The sequence below is a fragment of the Salipiger marinus genome, assembly GCF_035481585.1.
Lineage (GTDB): Bacteria > Pseudomonadota > Alphaproteobacteria > Rhodobacterales > Rhodobacteraceae > Salipiger > Salipiger marinus.
The window spans coordinates 120,343-141,043 of sequence record NZ_JAYKSL010000008.1 but is presented as its reverse complement, the minus strand read 5'-3'; the positions used below and the strand labels follow the sequence as shown (position 1 = coordinate 141,043).

The following is a 20,701-nucleotide window of genomic DNA, read 5'->3' as shown; positions in this document are numbered from 1 at the left end:
CGCAAGACCCGGTCGCAGCTTCATCTTGCCCCTAAACTCCGGGGGTGAATTGGCCGCAGGCCAAGAGGGGGCAGCGCCCCCTCCCTGCGTCTCAGACGCCCAGACACCAGCGCATGACCGCTTTCTGCGCATGCAGCCGGTTTTCCGCCTCGTCGAACACCACCGAGGCCGGGCCGTCCATGATCTCCGAGGTCACCTCCTCCTCGCGATGCGCGGGCAGGCAGTGCATGAACAGCGCGTCGGGCTTGGCGGCCTCCATCAGCGCGCGGTTGACCTGATAGGGGCGCAGCATGTTGTGGCGCCGCTCGCGCGAGCTCTGCGCGTCATGCATCGACACCCATGTGTCGGTCACGATCAGATCAGCACCTTCGACCGCCTTGAACGGGTCGCGCTCGATGGTGACGGTGGCGCCCTCGTTGCGGGCCAGCCCGACAAATTCCATCTCGGGGTCAAGCTGCACCGGCCCGGTGAAGGTCAGGTCAAACCCGAACCGCCCCGCCGCATGCAGGAACGAGGCGCAGACATTGTTGCCATCGCCGCACCAGACCACCTTCTTGCCGCGGATCGGGCCGCGATGCTCCTCATAGGTCAGGATGTCGGCCATGATCTGGCAGGGATGGCTGCGGTCGGTCAGCCCGTTGATGACCGGCACGCTGGCAAATTCGGCCATCTCGGTCAGCACGGATTCGTCGAAGGTGCGGATCATGATCAGGTCGACATAGCGCGACAGCACCCGCGCCGTGTCGGCGATGGTCTCGCCATGGCCCAGCTGCATGTCGTTGCCCGACAGCACCATGGTCTGCCCGCCCATCTGCCGCACCCCCATGTCAAAGGACACCCGGGTCCGGGTCGAGGGCTTCTCGAAGATCAGCGCGACCATCCGCCCGGCCAGCGGCTGGTCCGCATCGGGGGTGCCGCGCGGCAGGCCGCCGCGGCGGTCCTTCATGGCGCGGGCCTGATCGATGATGGCGCGCAGGTCCGAGGCGTCGGTCTTGTGGATGTCGAGGAAGTGGTTCATCGCAGATCAGCTTTGCTTGCAGGGCCGGGGGAGAGGGGGCGCTGCCCCCGTCCGCGTGCCGCGGACTCCCCCGGGATATTTGAGGTCAGAAGAAGCGCTCAGGCGGCCGCCTCCAGCGCGGTGGCGGTGGCCTCGAGCCGCGCCAGCGCCTCGGCAATCTCCTCCTCCGACAGCGTCAGCGGCGGCAGCAGCCGCACCACATTGTCGGCGGCGGGCACGGTGATCAGCAGCGCCTCATAGCCCGCCTTGACAAAATCGCCGGGCGCGACGCGGACCTTGAGCCCGAGCAGGAAGCCCTGCCCCCGCACCTCCTCGAAGATGGCGGGATGTTCGGCCACCAGCCCTTCGAGCTTCTGGCGCAGCAGGGCGGCGCGGCGGTTCATGTCGGGCAGGAAGCCCTCGGCGGTCAGCGCGTCGAGCATGGCGCAGCCCACGGCGCAACCCAGCGGGTTGCCGCCATAGGTGGAGCCATGGGTGCCCAGCACCATGCCCGAGGCGGCCTCCTCGGTGGCCAGCACCGCGCCCAGCGGGAAGCCGCCGCCGATGCCCTTGGCCACCATCATGATGTCGGGGGTGATGCCCGCCCATTCATGGGCAAAGAGCCGCCCCGTGCGGCCCATGCCGCACTGCACCTCGTCGAGGATCAGCAGCAGGTGACGCTCGTCGCAGAGCGCCCGCAGCTGCTGCAGCTGCGCATCGCTCAGCGCGCGGATGCCGCCCTCGCCCTGGATCGGCTCCACCAGCACGGCGCCGGTGGTGTCGGTGATCGCCGCTTCCAGTGCGGCCATGTCGCCGAAAGGCAGGTGCACGAAGCCCGGCAGCAGCGGCGCGAAACCCTTCACCATCTTCTCCGCGCCCGAGGCGGCGATGGCCGCCGAGGACCGGCCATGGAAGGAGCCGGAGAAGGTCAGGATGTCGGTCTTTTCGGGCTGGCCCTTCTCGTACCAGTATTTCCGCGCCATCTTCACCGCCAGCTCGCAGCTTTCGGTGCCGGAATTGGTGAAGAACACCGTGTCGGCGAAGCTCGCCGCGACCAGCTTCTCGGCCAGCGCCTGCTGCTGCGGAATCTCGTAGAGGTTGGACACATGCCAGAGCTTGTTCGCCTGTTCGGTCAGCGCCGCCACCAGCGCGGGATGGGCATGACCCAGCGCGGTGACCGCGATGCCCGAGCCCAGATCGAGGAAGCGGCGGCCATCCTCCTCCAGCAGCCAAGAGCCTTCGCCCTTCACGAAATGAAGCGGCGCGCGCGCATAGGTCGGCAGAACGGCGGGGATCATGGGACTATCCTCTGCAATGAGGCCCGATTGGTGCCAAGGGCCCGGGGCCAAGTCAAGTTTTTGAGGGGGGATCGGACGGACAAACGGGGCCGCCGCGCCAGAAAAGGCGCGCAGACGGGAGCTCAGGCTCGTCGGATTCGGATCGCTTGCGTCATGAGGCCGCAGATTGCCCGGATTTCGGGAAAGATCAAGCGCTCTCCTCGGCGGGCGCCGCAAAGGGCGGCTCGGGATAGCCCACCCCCGTCAGATAGAGCCCGTCCGGCGGGCAGACCGGACCGCAGGCGGCGCGGTCGCGGGCCTCCAGCGCCTGCTGCACCCGTGCGGGCGGCCATGCCCCGGCCCCCACCCGCTCCAGCGTGCCGACGATGGAGCGCACCTGATTGTGCAGGAAGCTGCGCGCGCGCAGATGGAACCGGATCTCGCGCCCGGCGCCGGTCGCCACCTCCTCGATGCGGCATTCGTCCAGCGTCTTGACCGGCGAGGCCGCCTGACAGAGGCTCGAGCGGAAAGTGGTGAAATCGTGCCGCCCCAGCAGATGCGCCGCGCCCTGCCGCATCGCCGCCGCGTCAAGCGGATGCCGCACCTGCCAGACCTGCCCCGCCTCCAGCGTCAGCGGCGCGCGCCGCACCAGCACCCGGAACAGATAGCGCCGCTCCAGCGCCGAAAACCGCGCGTGCCAGTCCTCGGGCACCCGGGCGCAGTCGCGGATCGCCACCGGCGCGGGCTTCAGATGATAATTCAGCGCCTCCATCAGGCGGAACGGCTCCCAGTCGCGCGCCATGTCGCACTGGGCCACTTGTCCGCGCGCATGCACCCCGGCATCGGTGCGCCCCGCCGCCGCGATGGTATGGGCGCGCTTCTCCAGCCGGGCCAGCGCCGCCTCGATGGCGCCCTGCACCGACGGCTGGTCGGCCTGCCGCTGCCAGCCCGCAAAGGGGCCGCCATCATATTCCACCAAAAGCGCATATCTGGGCATGCCGCCCCATAGCGCGCGCCCGCGCGGCCCGCAATCCCCCGCGCCGCGCCGCCCCTAGAGCTTCCAGCGGCCCCAAATATCCCGGGGGAGTCTGCGCCCTGCGCAGACGGGGGCAGAGCCCCCTCCTGCCCCCCTTCAAAGTTCCGCCAAGACCCCGCCGCCTGCCGCGCCACTGGCAACACCGCCCCCCCGCCGCTATCTAGATCCACAGAGCAGCACGAAAGGCAGACCATTGGTCATCGGAACCCTTGCCGACAGGCTGGCCCGCGGGGTCGGAAACGTCACCGACACGCTGTCGGAAACCTTTTTTGAACCCACGCTGCGGCTGGGGGTTACCGGGCTCTCGCGGGCGGGCAAGACGGTGTTCATCACCTCGCTGGTGGCCAATCTTCTGGATCGCGGACGCATGCCGCAGCTGGCGGCAGAGGCGGAAAGCCGCATCCTTGCCGCCTATCTGCAGCCGCAGCCCGATGACACCATCCCGCGCTTCGACTATGAAACCCATCTCTCCGCCCTCACCGCGCGCGAGCCGCACTGGCCCGACAGCACCCGCGCCGTGTCGGAACTGCGGCTGTCGCTGAAGGTGCGGCCCACCGGGCTGCTGGCCGGGCTGCAGGGGCCGCGCACGCTGCATCTCGACATCGTCGATTACCCCGGCGAATGGCTGCTGGATCTGGCGCTGCTCGACACCTCCTTCGAGGACTGGACGGCGGCCACGCTTGCCCGCCTGCCGCAGCGCCCCGGAGCGGAGGCCTATCTCGCCATGGCGGCTGCCGAGGATGCCAGCGCCGACTTCACCGAACCCCGCGCCCGCGCGCTGGCCGACAGCTTCACCACCGCGCTCAACACCGCGCGCGAGGCGGGGTTTTCCGACTGCACGCCGGGCCGCTTCCTGCTGCCGGGCGAAAAGGCGGGCAGCCCCGCCCTGACCTTCGCGCCGCTGCCAAAGCCCGACACCCCGCCGCGCCGCAGCCTCTGGCGCGAGATGGAGCGGCGCTACGAGGCCTACAAGGCGCAGATCGTGAAGCCGTTTTTTCGCGATCATTTTTCGCGCATCGACCGGCAGATCGTGCTGGTGGACGCGCTGGGGGCGATCCATGCCGGGCCTGCGGCGCTGGAGGATCTGCGGCGCACCATGGCGGGGATCCTTGGCGCCTTCCGCCCCGGCGGCAATGCCTTCCTGACGCAATTGCTGCGCGGGCGCCGGGTGGAAAAGATCCTCTTTGCCGCGACCAAGGCCGACCATCTGCATCACAGCCAGCATCCGCGCCTGACCGCCATCATGGAGGCGCTGACCCGCGAGGCGCGCGACCGCGCCCGCTTTGCCGGGGCCGAAACCTCCTCCATGTCGCTGGCGGCGCTGCGCGCGACGGTGGAACAGACCGTGGCGCATCAGGGGCAGGATCTGGACTGCGTGCGCGGCACGCTGCTGAATCCCGACGGCACGCGCGGACGGCAGGCGGCCTTCCATCCCGGCGCGCTGCCGCAGGATCCGGCGCATCTGCTGGCCCCCGCCCGCGAAGGCGCCCCGCGCTGGCTGGACGAGGATTACCAGATCATGCGCTTCGCCCCCGCCGCGCTGACGCTGAAACCCGGCGAGGGCCCGCCGCATATCCGTCTGGACCGCGCCGCGCAGTTCCTCATCGGGGACCGGCTGTGACCCCGCATCTGCGCCCCGCCCGCACGCTGGATGCAGGCGGCCTTGGCCGCCTGATGGCCGAGGCCGCGCACCAGCCGTGGAAGCCGCGCCTGCACAGCGGCGCCGAAACCATCGCCATGGCCGGACAGATGATCGACCATGGCTGGGTGACCGTGGCGGAGGATCCGGCCTCGGGGCATCTCCTTGGCTTTCTGGCGCGCGACGGCAGCTATGTACATGCGCTGTTCATCGCCCCCGCAGCGCAGGGGCGCGGCATCGGGCGCGGGCTTGTCGCCAGCGCGCAGCAGTTGGTGGCCCGGCTGGAACTCTGGACCTTCGAGGCCAATCTGCAGGCCCGTCGGTTCTACGAGGCGCTGGGGTTCCGGCTGACCGCGCGCGGCGACGGGTCGGCCAATGACGAAGGCCTGCCTGACCTGCATTACCTCTGGGAGGCGCCCGCCTCCGCATCCAGCGAGTTCCCCATATGACCGACGAACCCTCCCCCCGCCGTGGCCCGGTGCTGATCGAACTGGACGACACCGGCCCGCAGGCCGATCCGTCCGAAGCGCCCCCCGTGCCCGAACCCGACCTGCCCGGCCCCACCGGGCAGGCGATGACCACCGCCGCAGCCTTGGCCACGCGCCGTCCGTCGCGGCTGGCACGCTGGTTCTGGTCGCTGGCGGGGATCCTCGTCTCGACGCTGGTGTCGATTGCGGCATGGCGGTTCGTCACCGATCTGGTGGCTTCGGTGCCCGCGCTTGGCTGGGCGGTCAGCGCGCTGATGGGGCTGTTCGTGCTGGTGGCGCTCATGATCGTGATCAAGGAAGTGGCGGCGCTGTCGCGGCTGGCGCGAGTCGATGCGCTGCACCGCGCCGCCGATGCCGCCGTGGCGGGCGAGGATCTGGCCGCCGCGCGCCGGGTCATCCGCGATCTGGACACGCTTTATGCCGGGCGTGACGACACGCGCTGGGGCCGCCTGCGGCTGAAGGAACGCGGCGACGAAATCTTCGACGCCTCCGGCCTGATCGGGCTGGCGGAAACCGACCTGCTGGCGCCGCTCGACGCCGCCGCACGCCGCGAGGTGGAGGCGGCGGCCCGGCAGGTGGCCACGGTCACAGCGCTGGTGCCGCTGGCGCTGGCCGATGTCGTCGCGGCGCTATCCTCCAACCTGCGCATGATCCGCCGCATCGCGGAGATCTATGGCGGACGCTCCGGCACGCTGGGATCGTGGCGCCTGACCCGCGCCGTGCTGTCGCATCTGGTGGCAACCGGCGCCGTGGCCGTGGGCGATGACATGCTGGAGCCGGTGCTGGGCGGCGGCATCCTTGCCAAGCTCTCGCGCCGCTTCGGCGAGGGGCTGGTGAACGGCGCGCTGGCCGCGCGCGTGGGTGTCGCGGCGATCGAGGTCTGCCGTCCCCTGCCCTTCACCCGCGCGCCCCGGCCTTCGGTGCGCGAGATCATCCGTTCGGCGCTGACCGGGCTGGTGTCGCGGGGCTGACAGCAACCGGCGCCGGTCACGCATCGCGTGCCGACGCCGGCGGAGGAGCATCACGGGAGGTCTGCGCCCCGCCCCCGTTCGTGAGGGGTGGCAGGGAAGCCGGTCAGGGCGGGACGCAGCAGGCTCCGGCCTTAGTCAGCCGGTGCGGCGGGGGCCGCCGGTGCCGGGGCAGCATTGCCTTCGGTCATCGGGGCCGCAGGAGCAGCCTCGGGCGCGGTGCCCGTGGTGGTGGCGGGTGCGGGGGTGGTGGCGTCATCGCCGCCGCCCAGCACGCCGATGCCCACGATCAGGCCGAGGATCAGCAGCACGACCACCAGAATGCCCGCGATGGAGCCGCGCGAGCGTCCTCCAGCTGCGGCGCGCATCTGCGGATCGGCGCGCAGGTCGGAGCCATAGGGGTTGGTCGAGTTCGGGTCGGTGTTCTGATAAGCCATGTCGGACCTCCTTGTCCGGGGGGTGGGGTTCAGGTGTCCGGCGCAGCATCAAGGCATCTGCGCCACCATGACCATCCAACCATGGCACAGCGCTTCGGTTGCACGGGTTCTGCGCCGCGGGCCTGCCTTGGCGAAGCCTTGCCCGTTTGGCCCTGCGGCCTGCGCGCCAAGCCGCCGCGCCGCAACGCGGCATGGAGGGAACCGGCGCCGCGCCGCCGATCCGGCCCGCGCCGCCGGGGGGATTTCGCCGATCCCGCAAGACACTGGACCATCGGCGGCCCCGCCCCTATAAGGCCGCGCATGATGGGCCGTTTCGTGATCCTCATCCGAATTACATGCCCGGCGCTCTGAAACCAGAGCCGCCGGGCCAAGGCGCGTGCCCCGCCGCGCCGCACTTTCCGACCTTCCACGACCTCCGAACCGGGACCACAGATCATGTGCGCCGACACGCCTGACCAGACGCCTGACTACAAGGACACGCTGAACCTTCCCCAGACCGATTTCCCGATGCGCGCGGGCCTGCCCCAGCGCGAACCGGGCTGGCTGGCGCAATGGGACCGCATCGGCATCTATGACCGCCTGCGCGCCAAGGGCGAAGGCCGCCCGGTCTTCACGCTGCATGACGGCCCGCCCTATGCCAACGGCCATCTGCATATCGGTCACGCGCTGAACAAGACCATCAAGGACATGATCGTGCGCTCGCATCAGATGATGGGCCACGAGGCGCGCTATGTGCCCGGCTGGGATTGCCACGGCCTGCCCATCGAATGGAAGATCGAGGAACAGTACCGCGCCAAGGGTCTGGACAAGGACGCCGTCAATGTCGTGGATTTCCGGCAGGAATGCCGCCGCTTTGCCGAGGGCTGGATCGACATCCAGCGCGACGAGTTCAAGCGGCTTGGCATCACCGGCAACTGGGCCGATCCCTATCTGACCATGGATTTCCACGCCGAGCGCGTCATCGCCGAGGAATTCATGAAATTCCTGATGACCGGCACGCTGTATCAGGGCTCCAAGCCCGTGATGTGGTCGCCGGTGGAAAAGACCGCGCTGGCCGAGGCCGAGATCGAATATCACGACCACAAGTCGCACACGATCTGGGTGCCGTTCCGCGTGGTTTCTGACGGGCCGTTCAAGGATTACAAGGTGGTGATCTGGACCACCACGCCATGGACCATCCCCTCCAACAAGGCGGTGGCTTACGGGCCGAAGATTTCCTACGGCGTCTATCAGGTCACTGGCCGCCCCGAGGAATGCTGGTGCCGCATTGGCGACCGCTACATCCTAGCCGATGCGCTGGCCGCCGACACGCTGGGCAAGGCGCGGCTGGACCCGTCGATGTATCAGCGGCTGGCCGATGTCGCCCCCGAGGATCTGGCCGAGCTGATGCTGGCCCATCCCTTCCGCGGGATCGAGGGCGCGAACGGCTTCTGGGATTATGACGTGCCGATGATCGACGGCGATCATGTGACCGATGATGCGGGCACCGGCTTCGTGCACACCGCCCCCAGCCATGGCGCCGACGATTACGAGGCTTTCGTCAAGCGCGGTTGGGCCGACCGCATGACGCATAACGTCGGCGAGGAATCGGAATTCCTGCCGCATGTGCCGCTGTTTGCCGGGCTGCGCGTGCTCGACCAGAAGGGCAAGGAAGGCAAGGCCAACACCGCCGTCATCGAAAAGCTGGTAGAGGCGAAGGGCCTGATCGCGCGCGGGCGCATCACCCACAGCTACCCGCATTCGTGGCGGTCCAAGGCGCCGGTGATCTTCCGCAACACGCCGCAATGGTTCGCCGCCATCGACCGCCCCGTGGGCGACGGGCAGGATGCGCATGGCACGACCATCCGCGACCGCGCGCTGACCTCCATCGACAGCCTTGTGAAATTCACCCCGCAATCGGGGCGCAACCGGCTTTATGCGATGATCGAATCCCGGCCCGACTGGGTGCTGTCGCGCCAGCGGGCATGGGGCGTGCCGCTGACCTGCTTCACCAGGAAAGGCGCGCTGCCCACCGATCCGGATTTCCTGCTGCGCGATCCGGCGGTCAATGCCCGCATCGCCGAGGCGTTCGAGGCCGAAGGCGCCGACTGCTGGTATCTGCCCGGCGCCAAGGAACGCTTCCTTGGCTCCGATCACGATCCCGAAGCCTGGGTGCAGGTGTTCGACGTGCTGGATGTGTGGTTCGATTCCGGCTCCACCCATGCCTTCGTGCTGCGCGACCGCGCGGATGGCACGCCGGACGGCATCGCCGATGTCTATATGGAAGGCACCGACCAGCATCGCGGCTGGTTCCATTCCTCGCTGCTGCAGGCCTGCGGCACCATGGGCCGCGCGCCCTACCGCAATGTGGTCACCCATGGCTTCACGCTGGACGAGAAGGGCAACAAGATGTCCAAATCGCTCGGCAATACCGTGGCGCCAGAGGATGTGGTGAAGCAGTACGGCGCCGACATCCTGCGGCTCTGGGTGGCGCAGGCGGATTATTCCACCGACCAGCGCATCGGGCCGGAGATCCTCAAGGGCACCGCCGACAGCTACCGCCGCCTGCGCAACACGCTGCGCTTCATGCTGGGGGCGCTGGGGCATTTCAGCGAAAGCGACCGGGTCGAGGCGGCAGAGATGCCGGAACTGGAGCGCTGGGTGCTGCATCGCCTTGCCGATCTGGACCAGCAGGTGCGCGAGGGCTACCGCGCCTTCGATTTCCAGCAGGTGTTTCAGGCGATCTTCACCTTCTGCACGGTGGATCTGTCGGCCTTCTATTTCGACATCCGCAAGGACGCGCTGTATTGCGACGGCGACACGCCGCGCCGCCGCGCCGCGCGCACGGTCATGGATCTGCTGTTCCACCGGCTGACCACGTGGCTGGCACCGGTGCTGGTCTTCACCATGGAGGATGTCTGGCTGGACCGCTTCCCCGGCGAAGACAGCTCTGTCCACCTGCAGGATTTCCCGGAAACGCCCGCCGCATGGCGCGACGCGGCGCTGGCCGAGAAATGGCTGAAGGTCCGGCAGGCGCGCCGCGTCGTCACCGCAGCGCTGGAAATCCAGCGCACCGACAAGGTGATCGGCGCCTCGCTGGAGGCGGCGCCCGTGGTGCATGTCGAGGATCCGGCGATGCTGGCGGCGCTGAAGACCGTCAGTTTTGACGATCTCTGCATCACCTCCGGCATCGAGCTTTCCGCCGATCCCGCCCCCGCCGAGGCGTTCCGCATGGCAGAGGTGCCCGGCGTCGGCGCGGTATTCGAAAAGGCCGAGGGCGAGAAATGCCAGCGCTGCTGGAAAATCCTGCCCGATGTCGGCCAGCACAGCCACCCGGCCACCTGCGCGCGCTGCGACGCGGCGCTTGACTGATCCCATCGCGCCCCCGGTCCGCCCGGGGGCGCGGCTCAGCCGTTCAGGCCCATGCGCGTGGCATGCCACGCCGCTTCGGCCCGGCTGGAAATCCCCAGCTTGCGATAGACCGACTTGATATAGCCCGCGACGGTGGATTCCGCGATGCCCAGATCCGTCGCCACCTCGGCATTGCGCAGACCGCGCCCGATGCGGCGCAGCACGTCCGATTCGCGCGGGGTCAGCGCCTCGCCGCCCGGATCCATCGGCCCGGTCAGCCGGAAATGGTCGATGATGCGCCGCGCGATGGCGGGCGACAGCGCCGCCAGCCCCATGTCGATCTGGCGCAGCTGCTGCACCAGCGACTCGGCGGGCTGGTCTTTCAGCAGATAGCCATCCGCCCCCGCCGCCAGCGCCGCCACCACGCTGGCATCATCGCTGAGCACGGTGGCCGCGATGCAGACCGCATCGGCGCGGCTGGCCTTGATCAGCCGGATCACGTCCATCCCGGTGCCATCGGGCAGGCCCAGATCCACCAGCGCCAGATCGGGGCAGCCTTGGCTGCGCAGATGATGCCGCGCCGCCGCCACGCTGGCCACCGCGACCTGTCCCATGTCGGGCCGCGCCGCCTGCAGGATATCCCCCAGCCAGAGCCGGGTTTCGGCCATATCCTCGACGATCAGCGCCTGTTTCATGCCGCCTCTTCCTTCTGTCCGGGGCCGGAGCCGGCGGTGCGCAAGGGCAGCCCCGCTTCCAGCACCGTGCCGCGCCCCTGCGGGCCGGGGCCAAACCGGAACTCTCCCCCCGCCGCCTCCAGCCGGGCGCGCAGACCCGACAGCCCGTTGCCCGCGCCCTCGTCCTCGGGCAGCGCGCCGATGCCGTCATCCGCCACGCGCACCCAGAGCGCGCCGTCGCGCAGCCGCAGATCCACCACCACCGCCCCGGCCCGGGCGTGGCGCAGCGCGTTGTTCACCGTCTCGCGCAGCAGGGCGCGCAGCGCATGCGCCACCCGTTTCGAGGCCAGCGCGTCATAAACCGCCTCGTCGCAGCACCAGTCAAAGCGCAGGCCGCGCGCCGCCACGATCCCGGAAAGCTCGGCCCGCAGGTCGCCCAGCAGCGCCTCCAGCGGCGCGTCGGCCATGAAGGGATCGGTGACGATCTCGCGCAGTTCCGACAGGGTGCGGCGGATCAGGGCATCCTTGCGCGCGGTTTCCGGCGCATGCAGCGCCCCCATCAGCTGCACGCCGATATTGTCATGCATGTCGCGGGTGATGCGGGCGCGTTCCTGCGCGATGCCGCGTTCAAACGCATCGCGCCGTTCGATGGACTGCGCGGCCATGCCCAGCACGCTGCGCAGCGTCTCCAGATCGCGCGGCGAAAACAGCGCCCGCCCCTGCCGCGCCCAGACCAGCCGCAGCGGCGCCACGCCCGGCAACGCGGGCAGACACAGCGCGGTGCCGTCGCCATCGATGCGCGGCTCGGTCGGCATCTCGGCCAGCGGCTCCACCCGCATGGGATCGAACATCCAGCGCATCAGCCCCTGCATCCGGGCGGTGCGCACCGGGCCGGGATCGCTGAGCGCAAGTTCGGTCACCCGCGCGAACAGCCCCGAGGGATCGGGCCGCGGCGGCCCGAACACGCGGGTCATCAGCCATTCGCGCAGCGGCAGATAGGTCAGCGTCACCACGAAGAACGACAGGCTCAGCGCCGCCACCCGTTCCACCGCCAGCGCGTAGATCAGCAGCGCGTCCACCGCCAGCAGCAGCACCGCCGCCAGCACGTAGTAAAGGATGCGGACGGACCAGTCCTGCACCTCGAACAGGCGGTAGCGCAGCACCGAAAAGCCCATGCCCAGATAGATCAGCAGAAAGAACAGGAAGGCATGCGCCTGCGGCATGGGCAGCGGCTGGCGCAGCAGCACCGGCAGGCAGAAGGCCAGCAGAAAGGCCCCGGAACTGACCGCAAAGCCCAGCGAGAACCAGCGCAGCGCGGCCCGGGCGAGCGGATCGCGCCAGCTTGCGCGGTATTGCAGCACGATGATGCCGGTCAGCAGCAGGATGGTCAGCGCGATGGGCAGCGGCGCCATCAGCAGCGGGTCGCGGATCAGCCCCAGCGCCACCAACACGCCCCAGCTCAGGATCAGCGCCGCCAGCAGCGGCCCCAGACCGCGCGGACCCAGACGGCGCGGATAGATCAGGAACAGCCAGACCGCCGCCGCCCCGAACAGCAGCGCGCCATAGCCGTTGAGCCGCGAGGCGGCGGTGAACACCGTCTCGGGCAGGGCCAGTTCGCGGCTGGAATAAAGCGCCGCCGCATGGGCCGACACCATCATGCCCAGCCCCGACAGCGCCACCAGCCGTGCCGCAGGTTCACGGCGTTTCAGCCCAAGGATCAGCCCGCCGAACAGCATGGCGACCAGCCCCACGCCCAGCTGCGTCCACAGCGTCAGCGGCAGATCCCCCAGCGGGCGGCGCGGCGCGGGATCAAGGCGCAGCCGCTGGGGCTGCGTCGCACCCGGCTGCAGGTAGTCCAGCAGCAGCGGACCCATGGCCAGATCCCGCGCCGTCTGGGCATGGGAAAACACGCGGTCCATGGTGGCGCGGTCGGGCAGCGTGTCGGGTTCTTCGACCGTGTCGAAATCGTCCAGAACCAGCGCTGCCCCGCCTTCGGGGCTGCGCAGGGACAGCAGCATGCTGCCGGGCGGCAGGGCTGCGGCGGGGCCTTCCACGGCGGTGACGATCCGTCCGCCCTGCCGGATGTCGATCCCCAGCCAAGGCTGGTCCAGCAGGGCCATGACCACAAGTGCGGCTGACCCGAAGGCCAGCGTCAGAGCGATCAGCAAAACTGCCAGAGGCGCGCGAACAAGTGCAAACATGGGGCCGGACTACTTAAAATCCGCCCGATTAAAACGCATCCCTGCAACAAATCCAGCATTTTTACCGCGTTACGACGCTTTCCCTGCATTCTTGCACACAAGACACAGGGAAGCGCGCGGCCCGGTCAGGCCGAAGCAAGCTGCGGCAGGCTCCGGAGGTCCGGAGCCGCAGGCTTAGCGTGTGGGAATGCTGACCCGGAACTGCACCGTCTCGATGCCGGGGTTCTCGTCATAGATCCCGGCATTGGACCGGTGGTCATAGCTGAGACCAAACCGCCAGCCACGGTTGTTCTCGTAGCCGACTTCCAGACCGGAGCGGAACGCCACCGGTCCGCCCAGATCGAAACCGCCGTTTTCGGCGTAAAGGCCGGGCATCAGGTGAAACTGCGCATAGACCGGGCTGTTGCCCAGCGGCAGGTCATAGGTGGCGCCGTAGCCGATCCAGCCTTCGCCCTCTTCGCCGACCGACACGCCGATGGCCTGCCCGAACGGGCCGAAGGTGCGGCCAAAATCATAGCGCATATAAAGCTCTGCCGCTTCGTCCGCCCGGCGCTCCACCACGCTGCCCACCGAAAAGGCCAGCCGCGGCGAGGTTTCCGCCGCGCCAAGGCAGCCATTCGCCGTGCCGCAATGGTTCATGCCCATATCGGTCAGCCCGGCGATCAGCATGAGCACTGCAAAGGTTCCGTCCGCCATCCTGGCCTCCTGTCCCGACCGGTTCTGACCGGCATCATTCTGTCCTGCCTCTGCATGGCGCAGAACGCCCGCGAAGTCCAGATACCGCCTCCCCCGGCCTAGCGATAGCCGCCGCTATAGACGGGCTCGGAGGTGATCGGATCGGGATCGACCGAGACAAAGCCGCCGCCGCCATCTGCGCTGGACTGGTCGCCCGCGTCCGGCTCCGTGGTGGAGGGGCCTTCGGGCTCGGGCTCCGGTTCAGGCTCCGGCTCCGGTTCGGGCTGCGGCGAGGGATAGTCCGACGACTCGGGTTCGGGATCGTCGCCGCTGTCGAGATGCGGAAACAGCGCGGCATAGCGGCGCAGCAGCCCGCGCTCCAGCCGTTCCAGATAGGGAATGAGATCCGACATGGGCGGATCCTCGCGTTCGATATAGTCCTTGGCCTGACGCATCGCCGCCTGACGCGCGGGCACCGGCACCGGTTCCAGATCATAGACGACGCGCCAGCGCGGCCCGCCCAGCCAGACGGCGGCGAACATCACCTTGGCGCGGCTGGGGGGCGTGCCACCCGCCACCAGCGCATCAAAGAACATGCGGTGCACGTCGCGCCATTCGGCGCTGTGGTAATTCGGCCCCGCCTCGTTGCCGACACCGCAATAGGCATCATGCACGGCGCCCGCGTTGACATATTCCGGCGCGGTGGGCGATCCGACGATGGCGACAAAGATCGGCGGGATCGAGGCCCCGTCGGTCAGCGTGCCCGCAGGCGCCACCCAGTCGCGCTGCTGCGCATCGGTAAAGTTCAGCGGACGCGCCAGCGGAAAGAACCTGTAGGGGCGGCGCGGCAGATCCACCGGCTCGTTGCGCACCACCACCGGCGGGTTCTCATAGACGCAGTCGGCGGGCCGGACGCTGCAGTTGATGTCATAAAGCGCGTTGACGCGGTCCACATCGCGCTGGGTCGGGGCCGCACAGGCCGCGATCAGCGGAACACAGAGCGCGGACGCCAGAAATCGCTTGGTCATCGAGCCGTCCTGAAAAAATGATCTCGTTATGCCGCCAGACTATGCCCATGCACCCGCGCCAGTTCAAGCCTGCGCAGGTGTGGTTTGACCGGGATCAAGGTGCGCTGCCGCGTCGCGTGCTCTGCTGGCCCCGGACCACACCAAGGAGGGTGTCATGCTGAGACTGGCCGCGATCCTGTTTTCCATCATCGCCACGACGCTGGCGGGCACGGCGGTGATCGCCGCGCTCAGCGCCGGATATGACACGCTGGTCCCGATCCTGATCGCGGCGGCGGCGGGGCTGCTGGCCGCCTTCCCGGTCACATGGCTGGTGGCGCGGGCGATCTACGCCGAAAGCTGATCCAGCAGCCCGCGCGCCGCCGTCTCGATCAGGTCAAGCGCCCCGTCGAAATCGCGGGTGAAATAGGGATCGGGCACGTCCGCGCCGCCTGCCGCCCCGGGGGCTGTCTCGGTGAAGAGCCGCAGCGCGGCGGTGGCATCCCCGGGGCGGAGCGCCCGCAGATCGGCCAGATTGGCACGGTCCATGGCAAGGATCAGATCGAAACGGCGGAAATCCTCTGCCGTGACCTGCCGCGCCCGCAGCGCCGACAGATCATAGCCCCGCGCCCGCGCCGCGCGCTGCATCGGCCCATAGGGCGGCTCTCCGGCATGCCAGTCGCCGGTGCCCGCACTGTCGAGCTGCAGATCCAGCCCGCGCTCCGCCGCCAGCGCCCGCACCACCGCCTCCGCCGAGGGCGAGCGGCAGATATTGCCCAGACAGACGAAGAGGATACGATGGGTCATGACAGTCCTTCCTTTGCGGGGGGGCTTAACGGCACTTGCGACAGGGGGCAAACATGGCAGCACCAGACAGGATCGTGATCCTGACCGGCGCCGGGCTTTCGGCGGAAAGCGGACTGGGCACCTTCCGCGACAAGGGCGGGATCTGGGCGCAGCACCGGATCGAGGATGTGGCGACCCCCGAAGCCTTTGCCCGCGATCCGGCGCGGGTCCATGACTTCTACAGCCAGCGCCGCCGTCAGGCCGCCGCCGCCACCCCCAATGCCGCGCATCTGGCGCTGGCCCGGCTGCAGCGCACGCATCCCGGATCGGTGGCGATCGTGACCCAGAATGTCGACGGCCTGCACGAGGCGGCGGGATCCGCCGCCCTGCACATGCATGGCAGGCTGGCCGGCGCGCTTTGCCCACGCTGCGGCCACCGCTGGCCCGCCCCGCCGGAGATGACGCCGCAGACCCCCTGCCCCGCCTGCACCGCAGCCCCGGTCCGGCCCGACGTGGTCTGGTTCGGCGAGATTCCCCATCACATGGAAGAGATCGCCGCGCTGCTGGACGCCTGCACGCTCTTTGCCGCCATCGGCACCTCGGGGCAGGTCTATCCGGCGGCGGGATTCGTCAGCGCCGCGCAGGACAGCGGCGCCCATACGGTCGAGCTGAACCTGACCGACAGCGAAATCTCGGCAGCCTTTGCCGAACACCGCCGTGGCCCCGCCAGCCGCAGCGTGCCGGACTGGGTGGAGGATCTGCTGCAAAAGGCGCGCTGACCCCGCCCCACGCGGGCGCGGGCGCGGGCGCGGGAGCCGTCCCACAAAAGCAAACAACCCCGAAGCCCGAGACTTCGAGGTTGCGCATCGTCCCGAGAGCGGGATCAGGCCTTGTCGGCCTGCGCCTTCTGGATTTCTTTCTTGATCTTCTGCGCGTTCACGCTCAGCTCGATGTCCTTCGCCTTGGCAAGGAACTTGTCGAGACCACCGCGGTGGTCGACCGAGCGCAGCGCCGAAGCGGAGATGCGCAGCTTCACGCCACGGCCCAGCGTTTCGGACTGCAGCGTCACGTCGTTGAGGTTCGGCAGAAAACGGCGCCGGGTCTTGTTGTTGGCGTGGCTCACGTTATTGCCCGTCATCGGGCCTTTGCCGGTCAGTTCGCATACGCGCGACATAGGGTCCATTCCTTCGTGTCTCGGGGCGAAAGCGGGCCTTCCGCCAAAATGAAAGGGCGCCGCCTGAACAGCGCCCGGAATCTGGTCGCGCTTCTCTAGACCTCGCGCCCCCGCCCGTCAAGGGCCTGCGCCCTGCTCATTCCCCTAGATGACGGCGCAGCAGATCTTCCGCCGCCAGCGCGGGGCTCAGGTCCCCCGCCTCCACCCGCGCCGCCAGATCCGCCAGCGCCGATTTCACCGGCTCGCGGCGCAGCCGCGCCAGCAGCCCCTCGCGCAGCTCCGCCTCGAACCAGTGCCGCGCCTGCGCCGCGCGGCGCGCGGCAAAATGCCCCTCGGCGCGGCGCCAGTCAGTCAGCGCCTGCATCTCGGCCCATGCGGTCTGCAGCCCGGCCTGTTCCAGCGCCGACACGGTCATCGCCTTGGGAAACCCCTGCGGATCCTGCGCGCGCCGCCGCAGCAGCCGCAGCGCCCCCGCGTAATCGGCGCAGGTGCGGGTCGCGGCGGGCTTCAGATCGCCATCGGCCTTGTTCACCAGAATAAGGTCAGCGCTTTCCATGATGCCGCGCTTGACCCCCTGCAGCTCGTCCCCGCCCGCAGGCGCCAGCAGCAGGATGAACAGATCCGACATCTCCGCCACCATGGTCTCGGACTGGCCCACCCCCACCGTCTCGATCAGGATCACGTCAAAGCCCGCCGCCTCGCACAGATCCGCCGCCTCGCGGGTGCGGCGCGCCACGCCCCCCAGCTGCGACTGCGCGGGCGAGGGCCGGATGAAGGCATGAGGGTCGCGGCTCAGCCGCTCCATCCGGGTCTTGTCGCCCAGAATGGAGCCGCCCGACCGCGCCGAGGAGGGATCCACCGCCAGCACCGCCACCCGCAGCCCCTGCCCAGTCAGCATCAGGCCGAACGCTTCGATGAAGGTCGACTTGCCCACGCCCGGCGTGCCCGACAGCCCGATCCGCAGGGCCGTGCGGTCATGACCGCGCAGCGCCTCCAGCAGCGCCATGGCCTGCCGCCGATGATCCGCGCGCCCGCTTTCAACCAGCGTGATCGCCCGCGACAGCGCCCGCCGCTCCCCGGCCAGAATGCGTGCTGCAAGATCATCCATGTCCATGCCGCCCTCCGTTTCCTCCGGTTCTGTCGCCCCGATCCGCACTTGTCCACTCCGCCGCTTCTTCTGACCAAAAATATCCCGGGGGTGAGGCCGCAGGCCGAGGGGGCAGAGCCCCCTACCTGCTCTGCCCCCATGACCCGCGCAAGGGGGGACGCTGCCCCCGTCCGCCACAGGCGGACAGACCGGAAAGCGGGGGCGCTGCCCCCGTCCGCCACAGGCGGACAGACCGGAAAGCGGGCGCTGCCCCAGTCCGCCACAGGCGGACAGACCGGAAAACGGGGGCGCTGCCCCCGTCCGCCAAAGGCGGACTCCCCCGGGATATTTGGGGTCAGAAGAAGCCCGGACCCTCAGCTTCCCCGCGGCTTGGCGCGCAGGGTGGGATCGGCCTGCCGCGGATCCTCGGGCCAGGGATGGCGGGGATATTGCGATTTCATGTCCTTGCGCACATCGGCATAGGATCCTTCCCAGAAGCCGGGCAGATCCATGGTGGTCTGCACCGGGCGCTGCGCGGGCGACAGCAGCGTGACCCGCAGCGGCGTGCGGCCCACCATGGGATGGCTGGTCTGGCCGAACATTTCCTGCAGCCGCAGCGCAATCTCTGGGTGGTCGCCGGAATAGTCGATGGGAATCTGCCGCCCCAGGGGCGTGGTGAAGCTGCCCGGCACGGCGGCGTCCAGCGCCTGCTTCTGGCCCCAGTCGAGCCTGCCGCGCAGCGCGGGCAGCAGATCCATGCGTTTCCAGTCCTCGGCGCTGCGCACGCCGTCGAGCCAGGGCAGCAGCCATGTCTCGAGTTCTGCCATCAGCGCGGGCTCCGCCATGTCGGGCAGATCGAGCCCCGCCTGCCGCCCAATCTCGACCCGGGCGCAGAACCGCCGCGCCGCCGGGGACAGCGCCAGTCCCAGATCGCGCACGCCGTCGAGCATGGCGCGCGACAGCGCCTCGGCGGGGGCGTCTTTCCAGATCAGGTCATCCAGCGCGATCTCTCCGAACCGTTCCTGACGGCGCGCGACGACGCGGCGGTCGCGGCGCGACCAGTGGCAGCTGTCCACCCAGCGCAGCTGTTCGGCAAACAGCGCGCGCAGGTCGGATTCGGCGATGGGCAGCGCCTGACGGATCCGCGCCTCGCGCGGGTTGCCATCGGTGTCGGTGACCACGATCAGGCGCTGGCCCGCCAGCGGATCGGCGGCGTCCAGCACCGCGCCCTTGCCGCCCGAAAGCTGAAAGCGCGGCGCCTCGCCGCGGCGGCGCAGGCCGATGCGGTCGGGATAGGCCAGCGCCGCCTGCTGCGCCGGGCTCAGCTGGGCCTTGGGGCCGGAGGTGGCGCGGGCGAGCCGCGCGGCTTCTGTGCGGATCCGCTCCAGCGCCGGGCGGTTCAGGCCATAGGGGCGGGTTTCGGTGAAGCGGCGGGCATCGCGCAGCGCCTCGAGCCGCAGCGCCAGATCCGAGGGCGCGCCAAGGATCGGGTCACGGTCCGACAGCAGCGCCGCCAGCGGCGCGGCCCCCGGCCCCGACAGCGTCAGCATATGGGCAAGCCGCGGATGCAGCGGCAGCCGCGCCAGCGCGCGGCCATGCGGGGTGATCCGCCCCTCGCCGCCCAGCGCGCCCAGCATTCCCAGCAGCGCCTGCGCTTCGGCATAGGCCATGGCGGGCGGCTGGGTCAGGAAAGGCAGATCCCCCGGCTGCGCCCCCCAGAGCGCCAGATCCAGCGCCAGCCCCGCCAGATCCGCCGCCTCGATCTCGGCGGGGGGAAAGGCGGCAAGCCCGCCCTCCTCGCCCTTGGTCCAGAGCCGGTAGGCCACGCCCGGCGCCACCCGCCCTGCCCGGCCCGCGCGCTGCGCCGCCTCGGCCCGGGTCACCCGTTCGGTGATCAGCCGCGCCATGCCGGAGCCCGGATCAAACCGGGCGCGCCGGGCGCGCCCCCCATCGACCACCACCCGCACGTCTTCGATGGTCAGCGAGGTTTCGGCAATGGCGGTGGCGAGCACCAGCTTGCGCCCCTGCGCTTCGGGACGGATCGCGGCCTGCTGCGCGTCAAAAGGCAGCGCGCCGTAAAGCGGGCGGATCTGCACATCCCCCGGCAGACGGCTGCGCAGCAGCGCCTCGGTGCGGCGGATCTCGCCCTCTCCGGGCAGGAAGGCCAGCAGGCCGCCCTTGGTCTCGGCCACGGCCTGCGTGATGAGCCCGGCCATGGCTTCGGGCAGGCGGCGGTCCTTGGGCACGGGACGGTCGAGCCAGCGCGGCTCCACCGGGAAGGCCCGGCCTTCGGAGGTGAGGATCGGCGCCTGCATCAGCTCGGCCACGGGGGCGGCATCCAGCGTGGCCGACATGGCGAGCAGGATCAGATCCTCGCGCAGCGCGCCCGCGATTTCGAGACAGAGCGCAAGCCCCAGATCGGCATTGAGCGAGCGTTCGTGAAATTCGTCGAAGATCACCGCCCCCACCCCGGGCAGGTCGGGATCGGACTGGATCATCCGGGTCAGGATGCCTTCGGTCACCACCTCGATGCGGGTGGATTTGCCGATCTGCGACTCGCCCCGGATGCGGTAGCCGACGGTCTGGCCCGGCATCTCGCCCAGTGTCTGGGCCATGCGGGTGGCGGCGGCGCGCACGGCAAGGCGGCGCGGTTCCAGCATCACGATGCGCCCCGGGGTCAGCCCGGCCTCGAGCATGGCCAGCGGCACGCGGGTGGTCTTGCCCGCGCCGGGCGGGGCCTGCAGTACGGCGCGGCCCCGCTGGCGCAGGGCGTCCAGAAGGGCGGGCAGGACGGTGTCGATGGGCAGCTGATCCATGGCGGGGGTTATGCGGGATCGGGCGCGCGGCGTCGAGGGGGGAGGATGGGCGGGGAAGGACGCTCTGCCCCCGTCCGCAGAGACGGAGCGAGCAGGGTCGCAGGGGGCTCTG

Annotated in this window: 18 protein-coding genes; 6 read left to right on the top strand and 12 right to left on the bottom strand. The window is 69.6% G+C overall.

Features of this window, described 5'->3' with window-relative positions:
• Window positions 1–91 precede the first annotated feature (91 nt).
• The 3 genes from argF to truA all read right to left on the bottom strand — a co-directional run bounded on the left by argF (window position 92) and on the right by truA (window position 3,271).
• Complete coding sequence (argF, locus tag VK682_RS12720; protein ID WP_230797173.1) at window positions 92–1,018, bottom strand: ornithine carbamoyltransferase; 927 nt, start codon at window positions 1,016–1,018, stop codon at window positions 92–94.
• A gap of 98 nt (window positions 1,019–1,116) precedes the next feature.
• Entirely contained in the window at window positions 1,117–2,295 is a 1,179-nt protein-coding gene (locus tag VK682_RS12715) for an aspartate aminotransferase family protein (protein WP_230797174.1), read from the bottom strand.
• Between the two features lie 187 nt (window positions 2,296–2,482).
• On the bottom strand, window positions 2,483–3,271 hold the full coding sequence (gene truA, locus VK682_RS12710; protein WP_230797175.1) for a tRNA pseudouridine(38-40) synthase TruA: 789 nt from the start codon (window positions 3,269–3,271) through the stop codon (window positions 2,483–2,485).
• A 232-nt stretch (window positions 3,272–3,503) separates the two neighbouring features.
• On the opposite strand from truA, the gene VK682_RS12705 reads away from it, so the two are divergent.
• Genes VK682_RS12705 through VK682_RS12695 form a run of 3 tightly spaced genes read left to right on the top strand, consistent with a single transcriptional unit; the run spans window position 3,504 to window position 6,408 of the window.
• Window positions 3,504–4,931 (top strand): YcjX family GTP-binding protein, encoded by a 1,428-nt coding sequence (locus VK682_RS12705; protein ID WP_230797176.1) that lies wholly within the window; start codon window positions 3,504–3,506, stop codon window positions 4,929–4,931.
• Window positions 4,928–5,398 carry a GNAT family N-acetyltransferase gene (locus VK682_RS12700; RefSeq protein WP_230797177.1) on the top strand — a complete coding sequence of 157 codons (471 nt, stop codon included), beginning with the start codon at window positions 4,928–4,930 and terminating at the stop codon, window positions 5,396–5,398. Before VK682_RS12705 ends, VK682_RS12700 begins: the two co-directional genes overlap by 4 nt.
• Window positions 5,395–6,408: a YcjF family protein gene (locus VK682_RS12695; protein ID WP_324782028.1), complete on the top strand. Its 1,014-nt coding sequence runs from the start codon at window positions 5,395–5,397 to the stop codon at window positions 6,406–6,408. Before VK682_RS12700 ends, VK682_RS12695 begins: the two co-directional genes overlap by 4 nt.
• A 131-nt stretch (window positions 6,409–6,539) precedes the next feature.
• Here the strand turns inward: VK682_RS12695 and VK682_RS12690 are convergent, their stop codons facing one another.
• The gene (locus tag VK682_RS12690) at window positions 6,540–6,842 is read right to left on the bottom strand and encodes a hypothetical protein (RefSeq protein ID WP_230797179.1); all 303 of its coding nucleotides are present in this window, start codon (window positions 6,840–6,842) and stop codon (window positions 6,540–6,542) included.
• A 435-nt stretch (window positions 6,843–7,277) separates the two neighbouring features.
• Between VK682_RS12690 and ileS the strand changes: the two genes are divergently transcribed.
• Window positions 7,278–10,193: an isoleucine--tRNA ligase gene (ileS, locus tag VK682_RS12685; RefSeq protein WP_324782027.1), complete on the top strand. Its 2,916-nt coding sequence runs from the start codon at window positions 7,278–7,280 to the stop codon at window positions 10,191–10,193.
• 35 nt (window positions 10,194–10,228) lie between these two features.
• On the opposite strand, the gene VK682_RS12680 is transcribed toward ileS, so the two are convergent.
• The 4 genes from VK682_RS12680 to VK682_RS12665 form a co-directional block, all read right to left on the bottom strand.
• Window positions 10,229–10,867 (bottom strand): response regulator, encoded by a 639-nt coding sequence (locus tag VK682_RS12680; RefSeq protein ID WP_230797181.1) that lies wholly within the window; start codon window positions 10,865–10,867, stop codon window positions 10,229–10,231.
• Window positions 10,864–13,047 (bottom strand): sensor histidine kinase, encoded by a 2,184-nt coding sequence (locus VK682_RS12675; protein ID WP_324782026.1) that lies wholly within the window; start codon window positions 13,045–13,047, stop codon window positions 10,864–10,866. The genes VK682_RS12680 and VK682_RS12675 overlap by 4 nt, the downstream gene beginning before the upstream one ends.
• 174 nt (window positions 13,048–13,221) lie before the next feature.
• Complete coding sequence (locus VK682_RS12670) at window positions 13,222–13,743, bottom strand: acyloxyacyl hydrolase (protein WP_089844575.1); 522 nt, start codon at window positions 13,741–13,743, stop codon at window positions 13,222–13,224.
• Between the two features lie 98 nt (window positions 13,744–13,841).
• Window positions 13,842–14,750: a DUF1353 domain-containing protein gene (locus tag VK682_RS12665; RefSeq protein ID WP_324782025.1), complete on the bottom strand. Its 909-nt coding sequence runs from the start codon at window positions 14,748–14,750 to the stop codon at window positions 13,842–13,844.
• A gap of 154 nt (window positions 14,751–14,904) precedes the next feature.
• On the opposite strand from VK682_RS12665, the gene VK682_RS12660 reads away from it, so the two are divergent.
• Window positions 14,905–15,090: a CTP synthetase gene (locus tag VK682_RS12660; protein WP_089844579.1), complete on the top strand. Its 186-nt coding sequence runs from the start codon at window positions 14,905–14,907 to the stop codon at window positions 15,088–15,090.
• Here VK682_RS12660 and VK682_RS12655 read toward each other — a convergent pair.
• The gene (locus VK682_RS12655) at window positions 15,075–15,533 is read right to left on the bottom strand and encodes a low molecular weight protein-tyrosine-phosphatase (protein ID WP_324782024.1); all 459 of its coding nucleotides are present in this window, start codon (window positions 15,531–15,533) and stop codon (window positions 15,075–15,077) included. The genes VK682_RS12660 and VK682_RS12655 overlap by 16 nt on opposite strands.
• Window positions 15,534–15,586: 53 nt before the next feature.
• Between VK682_RS12655 and VK682_RS12650 the strand changes: the two genes are divergently transcribed.
• On the top strand, window positions 15,587–16,291 hold the full coding sequence (locus VK682_RS12650) for an NAD-dependent deacylase (protein WP_230797186.1): 705 nt from the start codon (window positions 15,587–15,589) through the stop codon (window positions 16,289–16,291).
• 104 nt (window positions 16,292–16,395) lie between these two features.
• Here the strand turns inward: VK682_RS12650 and rpmB are convergent, their stop codons facing one another.
• The 3 genes from rpmB to hrpB form a co-directional block, all read right to left on the bottom strand.
• Window positions 16,396–16,686 (bottom strand): 50S ribosomal protein L28, encoded by a 291-nt coding sequence (gene rpmB, locus VK682_RS12645; RefSeq protein ID WP_089844585.1) that lies wholly within the window; start codon window positions 16,684–16,686, stop codon window positions 16,396–16,398.
• Between the two features lie 136 nt (window positions 16,687–16,822).
• Complete coding sequence (meaB, locus tag VK682_RS12640) at window positions 16,823–17,800, bottom strand: methylmalonyl Co-A mutase-associated GTPase MeaB (protein ID WP_230797187.1); 978 nt, start codon at window positions 17,798–17,800, stop codon at window positions 16,823–16,825.
• Window positions 17,801–18,147: 347 nt separating this feature from the next.
• Window positions 18,148–20,589 carry an ATP-dependent helicase HrpB gene (gene hrpB / locus VK682_RS12635; protein WP_230797188.1) on the bottom strand — a complete coding sequence of 814 codons (2,442 nt, stop codon included), beginning with the start codon at window positions 20,587–20,589 and terminating at the stop codon, window positions 18,148–18,150.
• Between the last annotated feature and the right edge of the window lie 112 nt (window positions 20,590–20,701).